The 21,584-nt window shown below is 63.0% G+C and carries 21 protein-coding genes; 10 read left to right on the forward strand and 11 right to left on the reverse strand.

Features of this window, described 5'->3' with window-relative positions:
• The first annotated feature begins 50 nt into the window (after window positions 1-50).
• From M8523_RS16075 to M8523_RS16095, 5 genes are all read left to right on the forward strand, one after another.
• Complete coding sequence (locus M8523_RS16075; protein WP_282585903.1) at window positions 51-812, forward strand: polysaccharide deacetylase WbmS family protein; 762 nt, start codon at window positions 51-53, stop codon at window positions 810-812.
• Between the two features lie 266 nt (window positions 813-1,078).
• Window positions 1,079-2,752 carry an HAD-IIIC family phosphatase gene (locus M8523_RS16080; RefSeq protein ID WP_282585904.1) on the forward strand — a complete coding sequence of 558 codons (1,674 nt, stop codon included), beginning with the start codon at window positions 1,079-1,081 and terminating at the stop codon, window positions 2,750-2,752.
• The gene (locus M8523_RS16085; protein WP_282585905.1) at window positions 2,753-2,995 is read left to right on the forward strand and encodes an acyl carrier protein; all 243 of its coding nucleotides are present in this window, start codon (window positions 2,753-2,755) and stop codon (window positions 2,993-2,995) included.
• Window positions 2,985-3,572 carry a GNAT family N-acetyltransferase gene (locus M8523_RS16090; protein ID WP_282585906.1) on the forward strand — a complete coding sequence of 196 codons (588 nt, stop codon included), beginning with the start codon at window positions 2,985-2,987 and terminating at the stop codon, window positions 3,570-3,572. Before M8523_RS16085 ends, M8523_RS16090 begins: the two co-directional genes overlap by 11 nt.
• Window positions 3,559-3,999, forward strand: a complete 441-nt coding sequence (locus M8523_RS16095; protein WP_282585907.1) for a VOC family protein — start codon at window positions 3,559-3,561, stop codon at window positions 3,997-3,999. Before M8523_RS16090 ends, M8523_RS16095 begins: the two co-directional genes overlap by 14 nt.
• 102 nt (window positions 4,000-4,101) lie before the next feature.
• Here the strand turns inward: M8523_RS16095 and M8523_RS16100 are convergent, their stop codons facing one another.
• Complete coding sequence (locus M8523_RS16100; RefSeq protein ID WP_282585908.1) at window positions 4,102-4,590, reverse strand: c-type cytochrome; 489 nt, start codon at window positions 4,588-4,590, stop codon at window positions 4,102-4,104.
• A gap of 156 nt (window positions 4,591-4,746) precedes the next feature.
• Between M8523_RS16100 and M8523_RS16105 the strand changes: the two genes are divergently transcribed.
• Both M8523_RS16105 and M8523_RS16110 read left to right on the forward strand, forming a co-directional pair.
• Entirely contained in the window at window positions 4,747-5,529 is a 783-nt protein-coding gene (locus tag M8523_RS16105; RefSeq protein ID WP_282585909.1) for a hypothetical protein, read from the forward strand.
• A 64-nt stretch (window positions 5,530-5,593) separates the two neighbouring features.
• Window positions 5,594-6,952: an MFS transporter gene (locus M8523_RS16110; protein ID WP_282585910.1), complete on the forward strand. Its 1,359-nt coding sequence runs from the start codon at window positions 5,594-5,596 to the stop codon at window positions 6,950-6,952.
• Between the two features lie 12 nt (window positions 6,953-6,964).
• Here M8523_RS16110 and M8523_RS16115 read toward each other — a convergent pair whose 3' ends face one another.
• From M8523_RS16115 to M8523_RS16130, 4 genes are all read right to left on the reverse strand, one after another.
• The gene (locus tag M8523_RS16115; protein WP_282585911.1) at window positions 6,965-8,380 is read right to left on the reverse strand and encodes a mannose-1-phosphate guanylyltransferase/mannose-6-phosphate isomerase; all 1,416 of its coding nucleotides are present in this window, start codon (window positions 8,378-8,380) and stop codon (window positions 6,965-6,967) included.
• Window positions 8,381-8,425: 45 nt separating this feature from the next.
• Window positions 8,426-10,012: a peptide chain release factor 3 gene (locus tag M8523_RS16120; protein WP_282585912.1), complete on the reverse strand. Its 1,587-nt coding sequence runs from the start codon at window positions 10,010-10,012 to the stop codon at window positions 8,426-8,428.
• Window positions 10,013-10,123: 111 nt separating this feature from the next.
• Window positions 10,124-10,714 (reverse strand): phasin family protein, encoded by a 591-nt coding sequence (locus M8523_RS16125; RefSeq protein WP_282585913.1) that lies wholly within the window; start codon window positions 10,712-10,714, stop codon window positions 10,124-10,126.
• An 88-nt stretch (window positions 10,715-10,802) separates the two neighbouring features.
• Window positions 10,803-11,174 (reverse strand): phasin, encoded by a 372-nt coding sequence (locus tag M8523_RS16130; protein WP_282585914.1) that lies wholly within the window; start codon window positions 11,172-11,174, stop codon window positions 10,803-10,805.
• Between the two features lie 322 nt (window positions 11,175-11,496).
• On the opposite strand from M8523_RS16130, the gene M8523_RS16135 reads away from it, so the two are divergent.
• Window positions 11,497-14,262 (forward strand): sensor histidine kinase, encoded by a 2,766-nt coding sequence (locus M8523_RS16135; protein WP_282585915.1) that lies wholly within the window; start codon window positions 11,497-11,499, stop codon window positions 14,260-14,262.
• A 31-nt stretch (window positions 14,263-14,293) separates the two neighbouring features.
• Here M8523_RS16135 and M8523_RS16140 read toward each other — a convergent pair whose 3' ends face one another.
• The 4 genes from M8523_RS16140 to dnaK form a co-directional block, all read right to left on the reverse strand.
• Window positions 14,294-14,713, reverse strand: a complete 420-nt coding sequence (locus M8523_RS16140) for a hypothetical protein (RefSeq protein ID WP_282585916.1) — start codon at window positions 14,711-14,713, stop codon at window positions 14,294-14,296.
• Window positions 14,707-15,630 (reverse strand): class I SAM-dependent methyltransferase, encoded by a 924-nt coding sequence (locus tag M8523_RS16145; RefSeq protein WP_282585917.1) that lies wholly within the window; start codon window positions 15,628-15,630, stop codon window positions 14,707-14,709. Before M8523_RS16145 ends, M8523_RS16140 begins: the two co-directional genes overlap by 7 nt.
• Window positions 15,631-15,671: 41 nt before the next feature.
• Complete coding sequence (dnaJ, locus tag M8523_RS16150; RefSeq protein ID WP_282585918.1) at window positions 15,672-16,802, reverse strand: molecular chaperone DnaJ; 1,131 nt, start codon at window positions 16,800-16,802, stop codon at window positions 15,672-15,674.
• A 442-nt stretch (window positions 16,803-17,244) separates the two neighbouring features.
• Window positions 17,245-19,146, reverse strand: a complete 1,902-nt coding sequence (gene dnaK, locus M8523_RS16155) for a molecular chaperone DnaK (RefSeq protein ID WP_282585919.1) — start codon at window positions 19,144-19,146, stop codon at window positions 17,245-17,247.
• 311 nt (window positions 19,147-19,457) lie between these two features.
• On the opposite strand from dnaK, the gene M8523_RS16160 reads away from it, so the two are divergent.
• Complete coding sequence (locus M8523_RS16160; RefSeq protein ID WP_282585920.1) at window positions 19,458-20,333, forward strand: S-methyl-5'-thioadenosine phosphorylase; 876 nt, start codon at window positions 19,458-19,460, stop codon at window positions 20,331-20,333.
• Between the two features lie 92 nt (window positions 20,334-20,425).
• Complete coding sequence (locus tag M8523_RS16165; protein WP_428350694.1) at window positions 20,426-20,959, forward strand: adenine phosphoribosyltransferase; 534 nt, start codon at window positions 20,426-20,428, stop codon at window positions 20,957-20,959.
• A 37-nt stretch (window positions 20,960-20,996) separates the two neighbouring features.
• Here the strand turns inward: M8523_RS16165 and M8523_RS36580 are convergent, their stop codons facing one another.
• Entirely contained in the window at window positions 20,997-21,155 is a 159-nt protein-coding gene (locus M8523_RS36580; protein WP_345894257.1) for a hypothetical protein, read from the reverse strand.
• 201 nt (window positions 21,156-21,356) lie between these two features.
• Window positions 21,357-21,566, reverse strand: a complete 210-nt coding sequence (locus M8523_RS16175; protein WP_345894258.1) for a type II toxin-antitoxin system VapB family antitoxin — start codon at window positions 21,564-21,566, stop codon at window positions 21,357-21,359.
• Between the last annotated feature and the right edge of the window lie 18 nt (window positions 21,567-21,584).

Here is a 21,584-nt window from a genome sequence, read left to right on the forward strand (position 1 = left end):
TACGCTCGGTTCAGTTCGCGATACTCCCGGATCTGATTGGGGAGAACGCAATGCAGACGGATCCCTCGGACGGTTTCGTTCTCACGGGTGATGTCGACTGGGCTTCGGACGATTGCATCGAGAGCTATGTCGAGGCGGCGGCAGCTAGAGGGATAAAGCCGACCCTCTTCGTCACGCACCGGTCGGCCGTTCTGGAGCGATTGGCCCAAGCCGGCTTGGTCGACCTCGGAATCCACCCGAACTTCCTTGCCGGGACCACGCATGGAGACACGATCGATGGCATCCTCGATCATGTGTTCGACCTCGTGCCCGATCCCATCGCCCTGCGATGTCACGCGTTTTTCGATAATTCCCACGTCGCGATGGCGGTTGCGCGCCGCGGCATCACGGTCGACAGTAATCTCTGCTGCCACCTGCAAGGAAACCTGCAGGGTTTGAGACATTGGAACGGCGTGCTGCGATTGCCGGTCTTTTTCGAGGACGATGTGCATTGGACCAGCGGCCTCGATTGGGACTTCCAGCACCACGCCACGGCCTTTGCGAGCCCCGGACTGAAAATCCTTAATTTTCATCCCTTCATGTGGGCCATGAATGCGAATAGCGCGGCTTTCTATGCCGACAACAAACCATTCATCACGACGCTGAGCCGAGCGCAGGCCGTCGAAAGACGATACCAGGGGCGTGGCTCGGCATCGTTCTTGACCGACATCATCGAATGGGTGGAACGGAACGGCAGGCGGTTCGTCACATTATCGGAGCTTGCTTCGGCCACACACCGAAGAATGGTCGGCGGGCGCGTATCACCACAATAAGTTAACCCTTCATCACCCATATCTTGCCGCGACCAAAGTTCACCGCCAAGCCGCGAAGTGCCCGTTCGTTCGTCTTAAAGTTGAGATCGGCCGCTGAATGTTCTCCACCCTCCATGTCGCGCAACCAGTGATCGTCTTCCGGCGCGTTATGTCTGCCACCCAGGGCAGAAATGACCCCGAAGTGAGTGATCAAAGCCGGAACTGGCCGGCGCATGTGCACGGAACTCAAGAGATCGTTCTCGCTCGAAGATAGGAATGGTCGCGTCATGTCCTCTCTCGACCTGCTGGATTGGCAGCAAACCATATTCGCCGAAAAGCTCAGCCGCTATAACCTCCTCAAGCTCGAACAGAGCCAAGCGAGACGCAGTCTGAGGATTCACATCTACCGAAATCATGGCTTCGAGCAGGTCGCGACAGCACTAAAGCTTTTTTTAACCTATGCGCAATTCGACGCGTGCCTCGACATTGGAGAGTATGACGACTCCTTCCAAGTGACAAACGTAACCTCTGATCTCGGCATCGTCTGGCTGGATTTCGATCGTTACGCGCGCCTGTCGGATCACGAACTGCATATGTGGATTTTCGACAGGCTAGCGGCCCTGCGGGAGGCCACACGAGCGCCGTTCATCGTTGCAGATCTTCCGACGTCCGACGCACGGGCACGCGATCTGAACGCAGCCCTGTCCGCTTGGTCTGCGGCAACGCCCGGAACAGCGATCCTTCGAGTGAGTTCGCTCGCATCGGAATTGTCTGCAAGTTTCTTCGACGATCGCCGCAGTTCACTGACCGGCACCCGCTACTCCGACGCCGCGTGTCTCGGTGCGGCAAGGGAGCTCGGCTTGAGCCTCATCCCATCGCTCATCGCGGCCCCGATCAAAGCCGTCGCAGTCGACCTGGATAACACGCTCTACCAAGGGGTGCTTGCGGAAGACGGGCCTCATGGCGTCGTATTGACCGAAGCACATCACAAGCTTCACACTCTCCTGGCCGAACTGGCCAGCAAGGGCGTGCTCCTCATCGTGGTTTCTCGCAACGAGGCCGACGATGTGACGGAGCTCTTCCGCGAACGCGGAGACTTTCCCATTCACGCCGACCACATTGCGAGTTGGCAGGTCTCTTGGGCCGGCAAGGCGGACGGCATCAGCAAGGCCGCGGCCGAACTGCAGATTGCGACCGACGCTGTCTTGCTCCTGGATGACAACCTCGGCGAACTGACCTCCATGGCGCGGGACCTACCTGACGTGAAGCTCCTGTTTGCGGGGCATTCGCCCGAGGACACGGTGCGCTCGCTCCGCCGATTTCCCAGCTTGTGGCCATCGACAGAAACGCGGACAGACCTCCTACGTGTCGCAGATATCCAGGCGAACAAGCAGCGCCAGGCTGCGGCCGGTGAATCCCTCGATAAGAACAGCTACATCAGGTCATTGGGTGTCGAGATCGGCTTCACGTCGAATCCAAGAGACGAGCTTCAACGTTTTTACGATATGAGCGTGAAAACCAATCAATTCAATATCGCGTTGTTACGACCTTCGGCTGCCGATATTTCCCTGTACCTGGACGATCCAGAACGTCGAGCCGTCATGATCTATCTTCGCGATCGGCTCGCAGATTCCGGCTCCGTCGGCTCGCTGCTGGTGCGCCGAGACCATGACTGCGTCGTGGTGGAGGAATTGTGCCTTTCCTGCCGGTCACTCGGACGATTTCTTGAGAGCGTCATGATCACTGAAGCGCTTCGGTATTCTATGGCCGAATTCAATGCCAAGAGCGTGCGATTTAGGTACCGTGTCGGGCCGCGGAATCAACCGGCTATCACCTGGCTCTCGAGTTACACAGGATCTACTTGTGATGCAGAGCACGGAACGATTGAAATGGCTTGGGATCAGACTGTTGCTGATCGTCTCGTAAATGAAGCCCCCGTGGCTCTGCAATGGAGAGCATAGTTGGCTGACGCAACTCTCGAAGGTAAAATCGCCGACATCCTGGCTCTTGTCTTGCAGCGGCCCGTTGTCCCCGCGGATGCGATCAGCCGCGATCACGAGCCGCGCTGGGATTCGCTCAAGCACATCGAGATCATCTTCGCTCTTGAAGATGCTCTGAATGTCCGGTTCGACGAGGATGACATCGCTGAAATCAAGAACTTCGACGATATCGTCAGGCTAGCCGAGGCGAAACGTGCTGCATGATTTCAGCATCAAAGGCGCGCGCTTCGGGCTGCGTCCTGTCACCCGCGCCGATGCTCGCTATATCCTTGGGCTCCGCAGCAACCCTCTCCTGAATAGGTATATCGGCCCAACCTCGGGCAAGCTTGATGACCAGATTGCATGGCAAGAACGATACGAGGCGCGCTCGGGCGACTGGTATTTCATGGTCACGGACGGCCTCACGGAACGACCCGTGGGAACGATCGCCATCTATGACTACGACCCGAACACAGACGCGGCCGAGTGGGGCCGTTGGATTCTCGCCCAAGACACGCCGGCTGCGGTCGAATCGGTGTTTCTCATGTTCAAGGTCGCATTTGACGTCATCGGCCTCACCAGCCTCTATTCGTTAACCAACCTCGCCAATCAGGCCGTCGTCTCGTTTCATGATTCCTGCGGGGTTCCGAGAGCCCGTATCCTGCACGACTGGACTACGGCGACAGGCGAGTTGGTCGATGCCGTCGAACACCGTGTGACACATCCGATCTGGATCAAGATCGCTCCGCGTCTCGAAATGCTCTCACGACGACTCGCTGGAGCACCTCATGAAAGAGGATGACCTATTTGCCTCCTTCGCGTGCCGCTTTCATCATCTTGGCCTGGCTTGCCGATCAATCGATCGGGAAACGCAATCATGGATAAGCCTCGGGTATCGACAGGAAGGCAGCGATTTCGAGGACCCTATCCAAGGCGTTCGAGGCCGCTTCCTCATCGGTCCGGGCCCTCGCCTGGAACTCTTGATGCCTTCGGGGCCTGAATCGCCGATCAATGGGATGATTGATCGGGGCGTGAAACTCTACCATCACGCGTTCGAGACTCCTTCGATGAACGATCTCCTGGCGGCCTTGGGCGCCGCCGGGTGCAAACTGACCGTTGCTCCCGTGCCGGCCGTCGCCTTCGCGGGCCGGCGCATCGCCTTCTTTCTGATGCCAAACATGAATTTGATCGAACTGATCGAGGCCGAACTCTCGGATGGGTCGAGATAGCGGATGGATCGATCCTAAAGCAATGACACAACGCATCGTCGCACCCGAATCCGACACATCTGACGCCCTCGTCTCCATCGCAGATCGCGAGACGGCACGCGTTCAGGGGTGCGCAACCGTGAAATAAGCTCCCTTGAAATCCGCGATCGGGGTCGGGCCCGGCACGGCATGAACAACCGGCGGCAGGCTTTTGAGGTAAGCCGCGACAGCCCGGATGTCGGGGTCGGTCATCTGAGCATAGGCCCGCCATCCCATGGGGCCGACAATTTCGCGGCCATCGGGGCGAACGCCGGTGCGCAAGAGCTTGACGATGTCGTCGCTCGTCCAGTTGCCGAGCCCGGTGGCCACGTCTCCCGTGAGATTCGGCGGCGTCACGATCCCGACGCCCGGGATCGCCCAACCGATCTTGGCGCCGGCCAGCGTATGCCCCGGCTCCGGATGCCCGCCGAGTTCCCCGGTCGTGTGACATCCGCCGCAATCCATGATGGAAACGAGATATCGGCCGCGCTCGACCTGGGTCTCGGCCCTGGCGGCGCCGGCCGCAGCCAACATCAGGATCGTCGCCGCAATGCTGTTGGCGGAGGCACTCATCAAATTCTTCCCCGATCGAAACATCATGATTGTTCCGTAAAGGCCGCCGCCTGTCCATCGGGAAGGCTGCATTCTGCCCACCAGGGTCGCGGTCACCACAGCTTGGGGTAAGGCGCCCCCGTCATGCTGGGTCGGTCTCGATCGTCCGGAACAGCCATGACGCGCCCCAATATCGTCGTCGCCACACCCTGCTTCGGGGGCTTGGTGACCCAGAGCTTCATGATCTCGGTGATGCGCCTCACCAGCAATCTGGAGAAAGCCGGCCTCGGGATCGACATGCTCATGCTAGGCGGCGATTCCCTGATCAGCCGCGCCCGAGCACTTCTGGTTTCACATTTCTTGATGAGACCCGACGCCACCCATCTCCTGTTCATCGATGCCGACATCTCGTTCGAACCCGAGCAGTTCCACCGGCTGCTTGCGGCCGACCGTGATTTCGCCGCCGCCTTCTACCCCCTGAAGCGAACCGACTGGGGTCAGGTTCCGGGACGCGTCCTGGCCGGCGAGGCGCTCGATCGCGCGGGCCTTTCCTATGTCGGCCAAGTGTCCAGCGGGTCGGATCTAAAACTGGAAGGCGGGTTCGCGACCGCCGATTTCGCCGGCACCGGCTTTCAGCTGATTAGGCGCAACGTCTTCGAGCGCATGATCGCGGCTCATCCAGAGCTCAAGTTCCGCGCCGTCCACGACGCCGCCGACGATCGGGCGCCCGCAGACCATCTTTACGCGCTGTTCGACAGCATCATCGACCCCGCGACCGGTTTCTACCTCAGCGAAGATTATTCGTTCTGCCGCCGTTGGCGTGCGCTCGGAGGCGAGATCTGGCTCGATCTTGAGAGCAAGCTGACCCATACGGGCCAAGACAGCTTCCGGGGCGATTGCACCCAACGTTTCGCGGCTCTACGGGACACGGTGCTGCCTTCCGTCGGTCTCGCGGCATGACGGCAGGGGACAGGCCTCGATCCGCCTGTTAGACCGCGCTGCAACCCACGCGATCGCCTGCCACGTGTCCGCTCCTTCCGAATCTCCCGATCCCGACGGCCTGCCGACGCCACGCCGGATCATTGCGGTCTTCGCCCTGCTCGCGGCCATCGTGCTGGCCGTGCTCGACGGCTCGATCGTCAACGTGGCGCTTCCCACCATGGCGGGTGCCCTCGACGTCTCGCCCGCGGCCTCGATCTGGATCGTGTCGGGATACCAACTGGCGCTCGTGGTCTCGTTGCTGCCCTTTGCGGCGCTCGGTGAAAGCATCGGCTATCGTCGGGTGTTCATTGCCGGGGTGTCCCTGTTCACGCTGGCCTCCGCCCTCTGCGCCGTCGCGCCCAACCTGCCCGTCCTGGTCGCGGCTCGCGTCCTGCAGGGGTTTGGCGGGGCCGCCACCATGGCCCTGCTGGCGGCGCTTCTGCGTTACACCTACCCGCACCGGTTGCTCGGGCGGGCGATCGGTTGGAACGCCATGGCGGTGGCCCTGTCCTCGGCCACGGGACCGACGCTCGGCGCCGCGATCCTGCATGTGGCTCCATGGCCCTGGCTGTTCGCCGTCAACATCCCGATCGGCTGCCTGGTACTCGCCGCCGCGCGGGCTTTGCCCGAAACGCCCGGCAGCGGCCGCCACGTCGATGGGCTCAGCGCCCTCCTGAATGCCCTCTTCTTCGCGCCGCTGATTCTCGCGGTCGACCGGCTGACGGAGGCTCCAATATGGGCCGCGGGCCTCCTTCTCGTGGCAGCCGTGAGCCTCGTGGCACTGGTCCGGCGCGAAGCTCCGCGGGCTGCTCCGCTGATCCCGCTCGATCTCTTGCGCAACGGGGCGATCCGTCTCTCTGTGATCGCCTCGGTCTGCGCCTTCGCGGCCCAGATGCTCGCCTTCGTGGGTCTGCCTTTCTACCTCCAGCACGGGCTCGGTCGCGACGCCTTCACGACGGGTCTGCTGATGACGCCCTGGCCGGTCACGGTGGCGGTGGCGGCGCCGTTCGCAGGTCGCCTCTCCGAACGGGTCTCGACAGCCACGCTCTGCGCCATTGGCGCTGGATGCCTCGCGGCGGGGCTCGGCCTGGCGGCCGTGTGGCCGCTTGATGGCGGCATTGCCCCGCTCATCGCGTTCAACATGCTGAGCGGTCTCGGGTTCGGGTTCTTTCAGACCCCGAACAATCGCAACATGCTTCTCTCCGCACCCAAGGAGCGCAGCGGGGCGGCGGGCGGCATGCAGGCCACCGCGCGGCTGTTCGGCCAAACGAACGGGGCCGTGATCACGGCCCTTCTGTTCGGCTTCGTCGGCGATGCCGCCCCGCGTCTCGCGCTGGCTGTCGGCGCGGTCTTCGCGCTGGCGGCCGGAATCGTCAGCGCGCTTCGGCGGGCGCGGGTTTAGACGTAAGCGGCGTCAGGACCTGTTGTAGACATCCTCGATGCGGATGATGTCGTCTTCGCCAAGATAGCTGCCGGTCTGCACCTCGATCAATTCCAGGTCGATCTTGCCGGGATTGGTCATGCGGTGCGTGCAGCCGATCGGCAGATAGATCGATTCGTTCTCGTGCACGAGCTTGATGGTCTCGTTGACCGTCACCTCGGCGATGCCGCGCACCACGATCCAGTGCTCGGCGCGGTGGAAGTGCTTCTGCAGCGACAAACGCTGGCCGGGCTTCACGACGATGCGCTTGACCTGATAGCGGCCCCCGCGATCGATGCTCTGATAATAGCCCCAGGGCCGATAGGAGCGGCGGTGTTCGAGCGCCTCGGGCCGCTTTTCCCGCTTCAGCTGATCGACGAGGTCCTTCACCTTGGCGGCCTTGTCGGCGTTGAGCACCAGGACGGCATCCTGGGTCGTCACCACGATGACATTGTCGAGCCCGACCACGGCGGTCAGCATTTCGTCCGATCGAATATGCACGTTGTTGCCATCGAGCACGACGCCCGAGCCGCGGATGGAATTGCCCTGGGCGTCGCGGTCCGAAAGCTCCCACACGGCCTGCCAGGTGCCGATGTCCGACCAGCCCATGTCGGCCGCAATGACGGCGGCCCGGTCGGTGCGCTCCATCACGGCATAGTCGATCGAGATCTTCGGCATGCGGGCAAAGGCCTCGGCGTCGAGCACGAGCAGCCCGAGGTCGCGCTGAGCACCCGCGACCGCACCCTCGGCCCCCTTGGCGAGGTCGGGCGCATAGCGTTCGATTTCGGCCCGCATGACGTCGGCCCGGAACACGAAGTTGCCCGAGTTCCACAAATATCCGGCTTCGAGATAGCGTTGCGCCGTGGCCGCATCGGGCTTCTCGACGAAAGATTCGAGTTTTCGCACGCCACTGTCGTAACCCAGAGGAGCGCCGGGCCGGAGATAGCCGAAGCCTGTCGCGGGGCGGGTCGGCGTGATGCCGAAGGTCACGATGGACCCCTCCGCGGCCGCCGAGGCGGCTTCGCGGCAGAATTCCACGAAGGCGGCCCGGTTCTCAATAATGTGATCAGCAGCGAACACTGCCACGACGGTCTTGGGTCCGCGACGGAGCGCGATTTCCGCCGCGACAGCGACGGCCGGCCCCGAATCGCGGCGCGAGGGTTCGAGAACCACGTCGGCTTCGATCCCGGTTTCCTTGACCTGATCGGCCACCAGGAAGCGGTAGTCATGATTGGTGATGACGATCGCCGGCTCGAACAGATCGCGATCGCGAAGCATGTCGAGGGCCATCTGGAACGTCGACCGCGTGCCGAGAAGCGCAATGAACTGTTTCGGCAAGGCTTCGCGCGACTCAGGCCACACCCGTGTGCCCGACCCGCCGCACATGATCACGGGCAGAATTTTAATCATCTATAAATATCCGGCTCGAAACAGCGGTTTGAGCCAGAATAGACCTTATGCGGCTCTTTGATAATCTTTGATGTCGGAAAAGGTTATCGAAGGCCATCGCTCCTGCTCGTAGCGTAGCGTGAAGGCCGAGGTCGCAAGGAACACGGGCGCCCCGTCGAGGTCCGAGGCGGTCGAGGACGGATAGGCGGCCAGGAACTTGTTCAGCTCCGTGGCTTCCCCGGTGACCCAGCGGCAAATTTCGAAGCGACTCGGCTCGAACGACACCGGCAGGCCATATTCGGCCTGCAGCCGCTCGGCCAGCACGTCGAGCTGCAGCGCCCCCACGACGCCCACCATGGCGCCCGACCCATCATAGGGCACGAAGGTCTGGACCACGCCTTCCTCGGCCATCTGTTGCAGCGCCTCGCGCAGTTTCTTGGCCTTCATGGCATCGGTCAGCTTCACGCGCCGTAGAATCTCGGGCGCGAAGCTCGGCACGCCGCGAAATACGAGATCCTCGCCTTCGGTCAGCGTGTCGCCGATGCGCAGCGTTCCGTGGTTCGGGATGCCGACGACGTCACCCGGATAGGCTTCCTCGGCGAGCGCACGCTCCTGCGCGAAGAAGAACTGCGGCGCGTTGAGCGCCATGGGTTTGCCGGTGCGCACGAGCTTGGCCTTCATGCCACGCGTGAGGCGGCCCGAGGAGACGCGCATGAAGGCAATACGGTCCCGGTGATTGGGATCCATATTGGCTTGGATCTTGAACACGAAGCCGCTCATCTTCTTCTCGTGCGCCTCGACGAAACGGCTTTCCGCCTGCAGGCCCTTCGGGGGCGGCGCGAAGGTCGCCAAGGCATTGATCAGGTCCGCGACCCCGAAGGTCCGCAGTGCGCTGCCGAAGAACACCGGTGTCAGATGGCCTTCGAGATAGGCCTGCTCGTCGAAGGGGCGGCAGGCGTCGCGGGCGAGTTCGAGCTCGTCGATGGCCGCATCGGCCTCGTGCGCCGGCAGCAGCGCCCGAATCACCGGATCACGCGGCCCGTCGACCGGCGTCATGGGTGCGGTCACGTCGGAGTCGAGCTTGCGGATCATGTTGCGCGCAAGATCGTACGTGCCCGCGAAGGCGCGTCCACGACCGATCGGCCACGTCATGGGCGCCGTGTCGAGCGCCAGCACCTTTTCGATCTCGTCGAGCAGGTCGAAGGGATCGCGCGTTTCGCGGTCGAGCTTGTTGATGAAGGTGACGATGGGGATGTCGCGCAACCGGCACACCTCGAAGAGCTTTCGGGTGCGGGACTCGATGCCGCGTGCGGCATCGATCACCATCACGGCCGAGTCGACGGCCGAGAGCGTGCGGTAGGTGTCTTCGGAGAAGTCTTCGTGGCCCGGCGTGTCGAGGAGGTTGAAGACGCAGCCGGCATGTTCGAAGGTCATCACAGAGGTGACCACCGAGATGCCGCGCTGGCGCTCGATGTCCATCCAATCCGACCGCGTCTGACGCCGGTTGGCCTTGGCCCGCACTTCGCCAGCCAGCTGGATCGCGCCGCCAAACAATAGGAGCTTTTCGGTCAGCGTGGTCTTGCCGGCGTCCGGATGCGAAATAATCGCAAAGGTCCGTCGCCGTGCGACAGGGTCGTTTTCTGTGAGGGACATGATCAATTCGGTTGCGCGGAACCGTCGCCCCTTAGCAAAAAAGCCCGCCGTGACAAATGACCGTTTTCGATTGCGGCCCCGACAATCCTCCGCGCCGGGCCTCGGACCGCATCAACGGCCGGAAAATTTCATTGGATCGGCCGCTTCGCGGACAATTCGAGTGGCCAGGGTCGACAATTCCGTGGTCTGGGCCCTGACAGCGTCCATCTGCCGCCGGGCATGCTCGGCATTCAGAGAGATGGCCTCGGACAGAGTCTTGACCGAAGCGAGGTTCCGCCAATGTTGGATCGCCGCCTCGGCGTTGACCCGCCACGCCGCGATGGCTTTGCTGTTGAATTCGGCCATGCGTTCGAGCGTCGTCGTCGAGTTCGCCTCGGCTCCCTTGCCCAACGACTCTGCGGCTGTCTTCAGCGACCCCAACGCACCTTGGTTGCCGCCCGGGAGCGAAGACCACATCGCATTGAGATGCTGCCGGGCCGCATCCACGGCCTCAGACGTGTCCTGCGAGGCCGCCTTCAGGATTTCGGTGGTTTGACTGTTGGCAGCCTCGGTCTCCTCGGCGACGGCTTTCGTAACATCCATCATGTGGGATGCGATCTCGGAGCCCGCCTCAGAAACTGCTTCCGAGGTCTGCGCCGCGTGCTCCTCGGCGGGATGAGCGTCTCCCTCGCCTTCGCCAGGTCGGTCGTTGTCGACCATCATCGGACTATTCCCTTGAGCTGGAAGATCCACGGGCCTTTTGGAGGGCCGCCTCGATGCTGCGCGGCGCGAGACGGCCACGGTCGGCCCCTTACGACTTGTTGAAGGTGCTGGCGATCGTCGACTGCATGGTGCTGCCGAAATCCTTGGCCTGCTCCTGGAGCGTCGCGATCTGGCTCTTCACATAGTCGGACTGCAGAGCCATAAGCTCCTGCATATCGGTGACGCGAACAACCTTGGAAGCATAGTCGAAAGCCGAGCGAACATTCTGCTCTGCGAAGGTCACGGCCTTGTCGCCGATCACGCGAGCGCTGCCCTGGACGGTGTTGGTCGCGGTGTCGGCCTGCCCCATTGCCTTCTGGGCGGCGCCGATGAAGGATTCAAATGCCTTGCGGGCCTGATCGACGCTTTTTTCGGCGAAGTCGCGCATCTCGGTCGGAATTTCATAGGATGGGGTGGTCACTGCAGTTCTCCTTATCAGGCGGCTAAGCCTCGGGGCCTTTCTATCGGCGACGCCGAATAAACGCCCAGCCTGCCCCATTTGTGGCGGCAATGCCAATATAAGTCGCCAAATGCTGCATTGCAACAAATTTTCCGCGCCGCACAATCTGATAAGGTGCAAAGACGCCACAGTTGTTGCTAAGTGCGGCATCCGGCTAGCGTTAATGAGAGGTAAACTGCTATCGTAAAAAGCTAAGTTTGGAACCGGTGCAGGCTGCGGAGGACATGGTGGTCCACCAATCTGATCGAGCCTTGGCAACGCGTGCGGGATGCAACGCGAACTCATGACGGCGCCTCTCGCTGCAAACGTCCTGGCCGAAATCTTCGGGACCCTCGCGATCGATGCTGTGCGTCCAACGGAGACGCCGCTCGTGATCGTCGCCCAGCACGAGGCGCGGGTGGTTTGGGCGAACGATGGCGCCGTTCATCTCCTCGGGACCGCGAATGCGCGGGACATCTCAGATCTTCTGTTCGGGTCGGGGCCATCTGCACGCACGTTCGCGCGTCGCCTCAGTCACCTATCCCCCGAGCAGGGCCCGACGCTGGAACGTCTCAGGCTCTCGCGTGATTTCCCGGCAGTCTGGGAAACGATCGCATGCCGGGCGCTCGCCGATCTCGGACCCGGGCCTCTCGTGGCCCTGCAATTCCCGGCATCGCCTCTCGCTCAACCGCGCCGGGACGATCCATTCGCCTCCGCTCTCGACCACGACCCGGAGCTTCCGCCGGAAGACGCGACCGCCGCCCCGCCGACCCATTCCGGGGAGTTGGAGGGTCCCTCCTCTCGCCAGCGCATCCTGCGGGTGTTGTGGGAGACGGACGCCACGGGCTGTCTGACGGCGATCGATCCGGTCTTCCAGTCCGCGATGGGGCACGCGGCCCTGCGCATCGACGATCACCTGCCCACCCGCATTCGGGCCTTCGCCCCGGATCTCGCGGATCGTCTCGATGACTCGTTGCGGGACCACCACTCGATCGAAACATCGCGGGTGAGCTGGCCACACTCGGTCACCGGCGATGCCGTTCCGGTCGAGATCGGATGTGCCCCGAAGCGAGGTCGCGGGGCCGGCTTGCGCGGCTTCTGCACGCTCCATGTCCATGGGACCGTGACCCGGCCCGCAAGCCTACCCGAGCTGATCGCGTCGATCGAACCGGTGCAACCTGCCAACGATGACGATGCGCCAGGCGGAACGGAGCCGGAGGTTGCCCTGGTGGTCGATGATGCGGTTCACGTCCCCGAGCCGCCCGCATCGGACATTCAACCCGGCGCCGGCTCACGCGCCGCCATGCCGACCATCGTGGCGGGCAGCAGCAACATCGTCCATTTCCCGTCGATGCGGATAGGATCCGTGCCGGCCAATTTCGGCCATGAGCTCCGGCCTGCCCTTCCGCCGCAGGTGCCGCCTGCCGGCAGAGGCGAAGCGCTGGGCATCGAGCCTCCGCGCTGGTCCGAATCGCCCGAGACGGACCAGGCCACTTCGTCCGTCTTCCCGAGCGAACTTACGGCCGACGAGCAGGATGCCTTCGAACATATCCGGAAGGTTCTCGGGACAAGGCCGTTCGCCCATTCGCCGCCTGCACAGGAAGACTTACCGGAACCGGCCGCTCCGCCACCGCCGGTCCGCGCCGTCACCCTCGATCCCTCCGAGGTGGCTGGCCTGATCGACGTCCTGCCCGCCGCGCTCCTTCTCGACATGGAAGGAATCCGGCATGCCAACGCGACTTTGCTGGCCCGTCTCGGCTTTTCCACACAGCTCGACTTCCAAGCTCGTCAAGCGGCCGAAGAGCCAGGTCCCGAGGGGCGAATCCGGGCCAGCGATGGAACATGGGTCGAGGCTCGGGTGGAACACGTCGAGCTGGGCAGCTCGACGGCCCGGATCTGGATCGTGCCGGACTTGGTCGCAAAAACGCCCGAGCAGAGCATCGAGCGCTCCGAGAACGAGCCAAGCGAGGCGGAGCCATGGAGCTCGACGGCGCTGGCCTTTGCGGCGGACGGATTTGCGCTCATCGACGAGAGTGGCAAGCTGCGACAGGTGAGCCCGCAGGCTGCACGACTCTTCGGCTACGGCGCGGCGGAATTGGTCGGAGCGTCCGGGGCCGACCTCCTGATGCCCAATCAGGATTCGTCATGGCATGGCCTCCTGGCGGCGGCTGTCGAGACATCGAATGTCGTCAGCAACGAAGTCCTGGGGCGAACCCGGAGCGGCCAACCGATTCCCTTGCTGGTCCGCCTCGGACGTGTCGCGCCCGATCGGCTTTGCGTGTTCTGGAACGACGATGCCAGTCGCAAGCGCGCCGTGAATGGGCTCGATGCGGCACGGCGTGAGGCGGAACGCGCCAATGCTTTGAAATCCGAATTCCTGGCCAAGGTCAGCCACGAAATCCGCACCCCCCTCAATGCCATTCTGGGCTTCGCAGAGGTCATTCGTGACGAGCGACTCGGCCCCGTCGGCAACGCCCGTTATCTCGACTATCTCAAGGACATTCACGCTTCCGGCACGCATGTCATGAGCCTCGTGAACGATCTGCTCGATCTCTCGCGCATCGAGTCGGGCGGCATGGATTTGCGGCTCGAAGCCGTCGATGCCAACTCGATCGTTCAGGCCTGCGTGAACGCGCTTCAGACGCAAGCGCATCGCGAGCGCATCATCATGCGCCTGTCCCTGGCACCCCGGCTTCCGCCGACCCTCGCCGACGAGCACAGCCTTCGGCAGATCGTCTCGAATCTCCTGTCCAATGCGGTGAAATTCAACGAGCCCGGTGGGCAGGTCATCGTCTCGACGACGCTTGCGGCCTCGGACGCGATCACGATCCGCATCCGGGACACGGGCGTGGGCATGACCGAGCAGGAGATCGAGAGCGCGATGGAGCCGTTCCACCAAGTCTCAAGCACGAAGCGGAGTGGCAGCGGATTGGGCTTGCCTCTCACCAAGGCGCTGGTCGAAGCCAATTGCGCCAGCATGTCGATCAGAAGCACACCCGGTGAAGGCACGCTTGTCGAGGTGGTGTTCCCGGTCGTCGAGCAGGATTCAGTGAGCATGCCGGCCGAATGAGCCCAGCGAGCGCGCTCTGGAAGACGGCGAGTCAGGACCTTCGCGCGTAGACGACCCCCGCCAGAACCACGAGTCCGACCACAAGGATCAAGACCGAGCGCCACAAAGGCCGGGGGGACGGGTCGGCTTGCGGCATCCTGGAAAGGCCGACCGGGCGTCTTACCTTGGCGCGGGCCAGCATAAAGCCCACAAGGCCCAGGGCGAAAAGCACGCCGCCTGAAGAGGCCAGGACCGTTAGGGCCGTCGCATCGAGAACATGCCGACCATCGGTGCCCGGAACCGCATAGGCCCTGACGCCGTCGCGGATCACCGGGTTGAACCGCCGAACAGCCACAAGCGTCCCGAGCAGCAAGCCACCTGCCACCAGGAGAAGCGATCCCATCATCTTATAGGCGAGTGCGTCGAGACGAAGGTCGGTACTGTCCCGCTCCTCGGCCGGAGGCTCTACCACCGCGGCGTCTTCTTGCTCGCTTTGGTGCGTTCGAGGAGATCCAGGGGGAGTTTCCCGCTGTGCTTCTCTTCCAGCAAAGATTGGTGACGCTCGATCCCGACCCTCAGCTTCTCGGTCCGAAGTTTAAATTCGTGGCGCGCCTTTTCGGCCCGGATCACGAAGACGTCATGCAGGCGCCGCCGCTTCTCGCGCCATTCCTCGCCGAGCTTATCGGTGCCCTCTTTCAAGCGCAGCAGGACGTCACGTGACGGGACATCCGCCTCCGCCGACTCCTTGTCACCCGCGCGATAGGTCCAAACCCGCGCGGGCGGCAGGTTGAGCCAAACCGGCGGCGAGACGCTGGCCCGAAAGCCGGTCGGCGCGAAATTCTCGTCGACGCGCGGTACGGGCGAGCCGATCCCATAGGTGAATTGGACGAAAACCCCCTCGGGCCGCATGAGACCAAAGGCCTGATCGAGCAGCGCGAGCCGCTGCCGCTCGGGCTTGGTGAGAAGAGGCAGGCTTGAAACCACCGCCGCCGCAGCGTTCCTCCCGAGGACCGATCCCAGGGATGCTTGAAGATCGTAGGCGTCTCCCTCGACGATGCAGGCGCGCGGGTAGCGCCGCGCGAGGAGCTTGCAGAAATCAGGGTCGAATTCGACCAGGATCAATCTTTCCTGTTCGATGCCGCGACGGATCAGGGCCTCGGTGACCGGGCCCGTGCCCGGCCCGAGTTCGATGACCGGCCCCTCCAGCCTGGGGTCGATGCAGCGCGCCATCGTGCGCGACAAGACTTTGCCAGAGGGCGAGACCGCCCCGGTGACAAGAGGTTTGTCGAGCCACGCGCGAATGAAGCGCGCCTCGTCGCCGAGGCGCTCAGCCGGGGGCCTGGATTTGCCGCGCGCACCACGGTCGGACGCGCTTGAATGATGACGCAAAACGAAAGTTCCTGAACCGTTTCCAACCCTGATTCGGCGGCTCAGCCGCTCAAATTATCGAAGAAATCTTTGATCCTGTCGAAAAACCCCGCCGATTCCGAATAGGTCTTCTGTGTCGATTCGGATTCGAATTCGGCGAGGAGCTCACGCTGGCGTCGCGTGAGATTTTGCGGCGTCTCCACCATGGTCTGGATATAGAGGTCGCCGACGTCGCGCGAACGTAGCACCGGCATCCCCTTGTCCTTGATGCGGAACTGCTTGCCGGACTGCGTACCTTCCGGGATTTTCACCTTGGCTTCCGATCCGTCCACGGTCGGAACGGTGAACTCGCCACCGAGCGCGGCCTGCACCATGGAGATCGGCACGCGACAGTAGAGATCTGCGCCATCACGCTGAAAGAACTGGTGCGGCTTGACGGACAAGAAAATGTAGAGGTCGCCGGACGGTCCGCCGCGGACACCCGCTTCGCCTTCGCCGGAAAGACGAATCCGGGTTCCATCCTCGACCCCGGCCGGAACGTTCACCGAGAGCGAGCGATCGCGCGTCACCCGGCCCGACCCCATGCAGACCGAACAGGGGTTCTCGATGATCTCGCCCCGTCCGCCGCAGGTCGGACAGGTGCGCTCGATGGCGAAGAATCCTTGCTGCGCCCGCACACGGCCCTGGCCGCCGCAGGTCCCGCAGGTCTTGGGCTTCGAACCGGATTTGGCGCCTGTGCCGGAGCAGGTCTCACAGGAGATCGAGGTTGGAATCTTGACCGTCGCGGTCTTGCCCCGGAAGGCGTCCTCGAGCGTGATCTCCATATTGTAGCGAAGATCGGAGCCACGCTCTCGTCCGTTGCTGCGGTTGGCCCGACCGCGACCCATCATGTCGCCGAACAGATCGTCGAAGATATCGGACATCGAGGCTCCGAAGCCATCGTTCATGCCGCCGCCCGCGCCACCCTGCTCGAAAGCGGCATGACCGAACCGGTCGTAGGCAGCCCGCTTCTGGCCATCGGACAGGATCTGATAGGCTTCGTTGACTTCCTTGAACTTGACCTCGGCGGTTTTGTCGCCAGGGTTGCGGTCCGGATGATACTGCATCGCGGCTTTGCGGAAGGCGACCTTCAGCTCCGCTTCCGTGACGGTGCGGGCAACGCCAAGCGTTTCGTAGAAGTCGCGTTTGGCCATGAACGGCTGATCCCATCGAGCGATACGTGACGCCTGAAGCGGCCAGTGTCACACCTGCGGCCTTGCGGCCTTTCATTGTCCTTCGGCGAGGGTGCTCTGACGGCGCCGCTTCACCCCATTCGAAAATGCTTCTGCCACAATGCCTTCACAAATGCCAAGATATCGGCGGCGTTTGTGACCCGGGACTTGCCGGTGCAGAGTCCTGGCCCACCCTGTTCCAGGTCTGCAACGGTTCCACATCCGCTCGGCCGCCTGCGACGTTACTCCTGAGCCGAGTGCGCCTATCGCTGATCGGAGAAGTCCAGGCTCGGTGCTTTGCAACGTGCTCGGCTTCGTCGATCATTGCTGGAGAGACATCGACGTCGCAGACCGAAGACTGTCCCAAAACAAGTGAACCGGCGCTCGGGAGCGCCGGTTCAAAAACCTGTCTTTCTCTCGCGTTTTACGCGCGCTTCTTGTCCTCGCCGCCCACTTCCTTGAAGTCGGCATCAATGACGTCGTCATTTTCTTCCGCGGCGGGAGCCGATTCGCCGCCGGAGGCCTGCGCCTTGTACATCGCCTCGCCGAGCTTCATCGAAGCCTGCATCAACTCGTTGGTGCGGGCCTTGATGACTTCGACATCTTCACCTTCGAGAGCCGGTCGCAAAGCCGCGATGGCACCTTCGACCGCGCTCTTGTCCGCCGCCGAGACCTTATCGCCATATTCAGCCAACGACTTTTCGGTCGAGTGGATCATGGCTTCCGCCTGGTTCCGGGCATCGATCAGCTCGCGCCGCTTCTTGTCGTCGGCCGCATGCAGTTCAGCGTCCTTCACCATCTTGTCGATGTCGGCGTCGCTGAGGCCGCCCGAGGCCTGGATACGGATCTGCTGCTCTTTGTTGGTCGCCTTGTCCTTCGCGGTCACGTTCACGATACCGTTCGCGTCGATGTCGAAGGTCACCTCGATCTGGGGAATACCGCGCGGCGCCGCCGGAATACCGACGAGGTCGAACTGACCCAGAACCTTGTTGTCCGCGGCCATCTCGCGCTCACCCTGGAACACCCGGATGGTGACCGCCGTCTGGCTGTCTTCGGCGGTCGAGAAGACCTGGCTCTTCTTGGTCGGGATCGTGGTGTTGCGATCGATCAGGCGTGTGAACACGCCCCCGAGCGTCTCGATGCCGAGCGAGAGCGGGGTCACGTCGAGCAGCAACACGTCCTTGACGTCGCCCTGAAGCACGCCGGCCTGAACGGCTGCGCCGATCGCCACCACCTCATCCGGGTTGACGCCCTTGTGGGGCTCCTTGCCGAAGAACTGCTTCACGATCTCCTGGACCTTCGGCATGCGGGTCATGCCGCCGACCAGCACCACTTCGTCGATCTCGCCGGCCGACAGCCCAGCGTCCTTCAGCGCCTTGCGGCAGGGCTCGACGGTCTTCTGAATGAGGTCGTCGACCAGCGCCTCGAACTTCGCGCGCGTCAACTTGAGCGCGAGATGCTTCGGGCCGCTGGCGTCCGCCGTGATGTAGGGCAGGTTGATGTCGGTCTGGGTCGCGGAGGAAAGCTCGATCTTGGCCTTCTCGGCCGCTTCCTTCAGGCGCTGGAGCGCGAGCTTGTCCTTGCGGAGATCGACCGTGTTGTCCTTCTTGAACTCCTCGACAAAATACTCGACGAGACGATTGTCGAAGTCTTCGCCGCCCAGGAACGTATCCCCGTTCGTGGACTTCACCTCAAAGACGCCGTCGCCGATTTCGAGCACCGACACGTCGAAGGTGCCGCCGCCGAGGTCATAGACCGCGATCGTGCCGGCAGCGCGCTTGTCGAGACCATAGGCAAGCGCTGCCGCCGTCGGCTCGTTGATGATGCGCAACACTTCGAGACCGGCGATCTTGCCGGCGTCCTTGGTGGCCTGACGCTGCGCGTCGTTGAAATAGGCCGGAACCGTGATGACCGCCTGGGTAACGGTCTGGCCGAGGTAGGATTCGGCCGTTTCCTTCATCTTCTGCAGAATGAAGGCGGAAATCTGTGACGGCGAATAAGGCTTGTTGTCCGACGAGACCCAGGCGTCGCCATTCGGAGCCTTGGTGATCTTGTAGGGCACAAGGCCGATGTCCTTCTTGGTCATCGGATCGTCGAAAGTGCGGCCGATCAGTCGCTTGATCGCGAAGAAGGTCCGCTCCGGATTGGTTACGCCCTGGCGTTTCGCCGGTTGGCCGACGAGGCGTTCGCCATCATCCGTGAAGGCCACGATCGACGGCGTCGTCCGTGCGCCTTCGGCATTCTCGATGACCTTGGGGCTCGAACCTTCCATGACGGCGACGCAGGAATTGGTCGTGCCAAGGTCGATGCCGATTACTTTTGCCATGCTCTCTATTCCTCTCAAGTTCGCAAGACCACCGGGCCCCGAAGCGGCCCGGTTGATGGGCGGACGCCTGCGACCGAAGTCGTCTTCGGCCGTCATCCGCCCGGTCCCCGATGCTGGTTGGGATGTTGGGATTGCGACCCGCCCGCGCAAGTTCCGGGCCGCATATAGGCGGCGGATTTTTGAGGCGCAAGATCGCCTTGCGCAAGGCGCTCCATGCCGAGCGGGCCTGCAGCGGTTGCGCCACAGGGCCGAAATCCTGCATGTAGGAGAAGGTAGCCGGCAGGGCGCACATCGAAGGGACGGGCGGCAGGATGACCAAAGCCATCATCGGGATCATCGGCGGATCGGGGGTCTACGACCTGCCTGGCCTCGACAATCTGCGCGAAGAACAGATGACGACGCCCTGGGGCGAGCCGTCGGACGCGCTGCGGTTCGGCACTTTGGCGGGACGCGATGCCGTGTTCCTGCCGCGCCATGGGCGCGGCCATAAATTGTCGCCGTCCGGCATCAACTACCGGGCCAATATCGCGGCCCTGAAACAGGCGGGCGTCACCGATCTCGTTTCCGTTTCGGCGTGCGGTTCCTACCGGGCCGAACTCTATCCCGGCTTCTTCGTCCTGGTGGATCAGTTCGTCGACCGCACCCATGGGCGAGAGAGTTCGTTCTTCGGCAATGGCTGCGTGGCGCATGTCTCCATGGCCCACCCGGTCGCGCCCCTGCTGCAGCGCCGTATCTCGGAGGCCGCCAAGGCGGAGGACATCGCCCACAAGCTCAACGGCACCTACCTCTGCATGGAGGGGCCGCAGTTCTCGTCCTACGCTGAATCGATGACCTACCGGGCCGCCGGCTATGATGTGGTCGGCATGACCGCCATGCCGGAGGCGAAGCTCGCCCGCGAAGCCGAAATCTCCTACGCCACCATCGCCATGGTGACGGACTTCGATTGCTGGCATGCCGACCATGAGATCGTGGACGTCGCGGCCGTCATCAAAGTCGTCCACGAGAACGCAGGCCGGGCGGCGGCGCTGATCGCCCGCCTCATCCGCGACTTTCCCGAAGAGCACGAAACCTGTCCGGTCGGCTCCGACCGGGCGCTGGACAATGCGCTCATCACGGCTCCAGCGGCACGCGACCCAGCCTTTGTCGAGAAGCTGCGGGTGATCGGCGGTCGCGTGCTGGGTGCCTGACGGATTTAGACTGGTGATTCGGGTGGGTAGCCGTTAGGCCAAGCAGAACCGGTGCCCCGCGGCCCGCCATGCCCCTCGGAGTTCGACACGCCGTGACGACCAACCTCAAGGACATCATCCGGACGATCTCGGACTATCCGAGACCCGGCATCGAGTTCCGCGACATCACCACGTTGCTCGGCGACGCGCGCGCCTTCCGTCGCGCCATCGACGAGCTGGTGCAGCCTTGGGCCGGCACCAAGATCGACAAGGTGGCCGGCATCGAGGCGCGCGGCTTCATCCTGGGGGGCGCCGTCGCGCATCAACTCTCGGCCGGTTTCGTGCCGATCCGCAAGAAGGGCAAGCTGCCCCACACGACGGTAAGGATCGCCTATTCGCTGGAATACGGCGTCGACGAGATGGAGATGCACCAGGATGCTGTGCGTCCCGGCGAGCGCGTCATCCTGGTCGACGACCTCATCGCGACCGGTGGCACCGCCACGGCCGCCGCCAAACTCCTGCGCCAGATCGGCGCCGACGTGGTGGCCGCCTGTTTCGTCATCGACCTGCCCGATCTCGGCGGCGCCGTGAAGCTGCGCGCCATGGACGTGCCCGTGGGAACCCTGATTGAATTCGCGGGACATTGAGGCCTGCGGCGATCACGCTCCTGCCGGCACGGGCCGCTCAGGTTCGATAGGCCAGCTTCAGCTGGTCCGCCACCGCCGCAAGTCTTTTGTCCCGGGTCCACAGACGGGAGCCGACATTCAGGCGCGTCGAAGCCAGAAGGTGCGCATCCACATAGCCGATTCCTCTGCCCGCCAGGGCGAAGCGGTCGATGAACATCAATACTTCCGCGTCGGTCGCGATCGCGAGACGGGGCAAGCCTTGCAGAGACTCGATGATTGCTTGCCGTTGCCGCAGGTGACCCAGCGATTTCGCCAAGCACGAAAGGGTGGATTGCACCCCTGTTGGCTGCAAGAAGGGTTGGGAGCCCGGCGTCACCGCTCCGCAGGTGACAGATCCAGATCGAAGTGTCGGCCAGGATCAAGCAGGCTTGGTTCGTCGACGGGGAGGTATCTCGACATCCGGCTCTGTTCCGCCGAGACGCGCGAGGCGCCGAGCACTCTCCCGTTCGATGAGGGCTTTCAGGGCTTCGCGGACGATCGCCGACTTTTCTTTGAGACCCGTGAAGGCTTCCGCCTGTGCGAGAAGCTCATCATCGAGCGAAAGGGTGGTGCGCCTGAGCAGCTCCAATAAGGCACGAAAATATCA

Origin of the sequence: Lichenifustis flavocetrariae, assembly GCF_026130545.1 — a bacterium.
Taxonomy (GTDB): domain Bacteria; phylum Pseudomonadota; class Alphaproteobacteria; order Rhizobiales; family Beijerinckiaceae; genus Lichenihabitans; species Lichenihabitans flavocetrariae.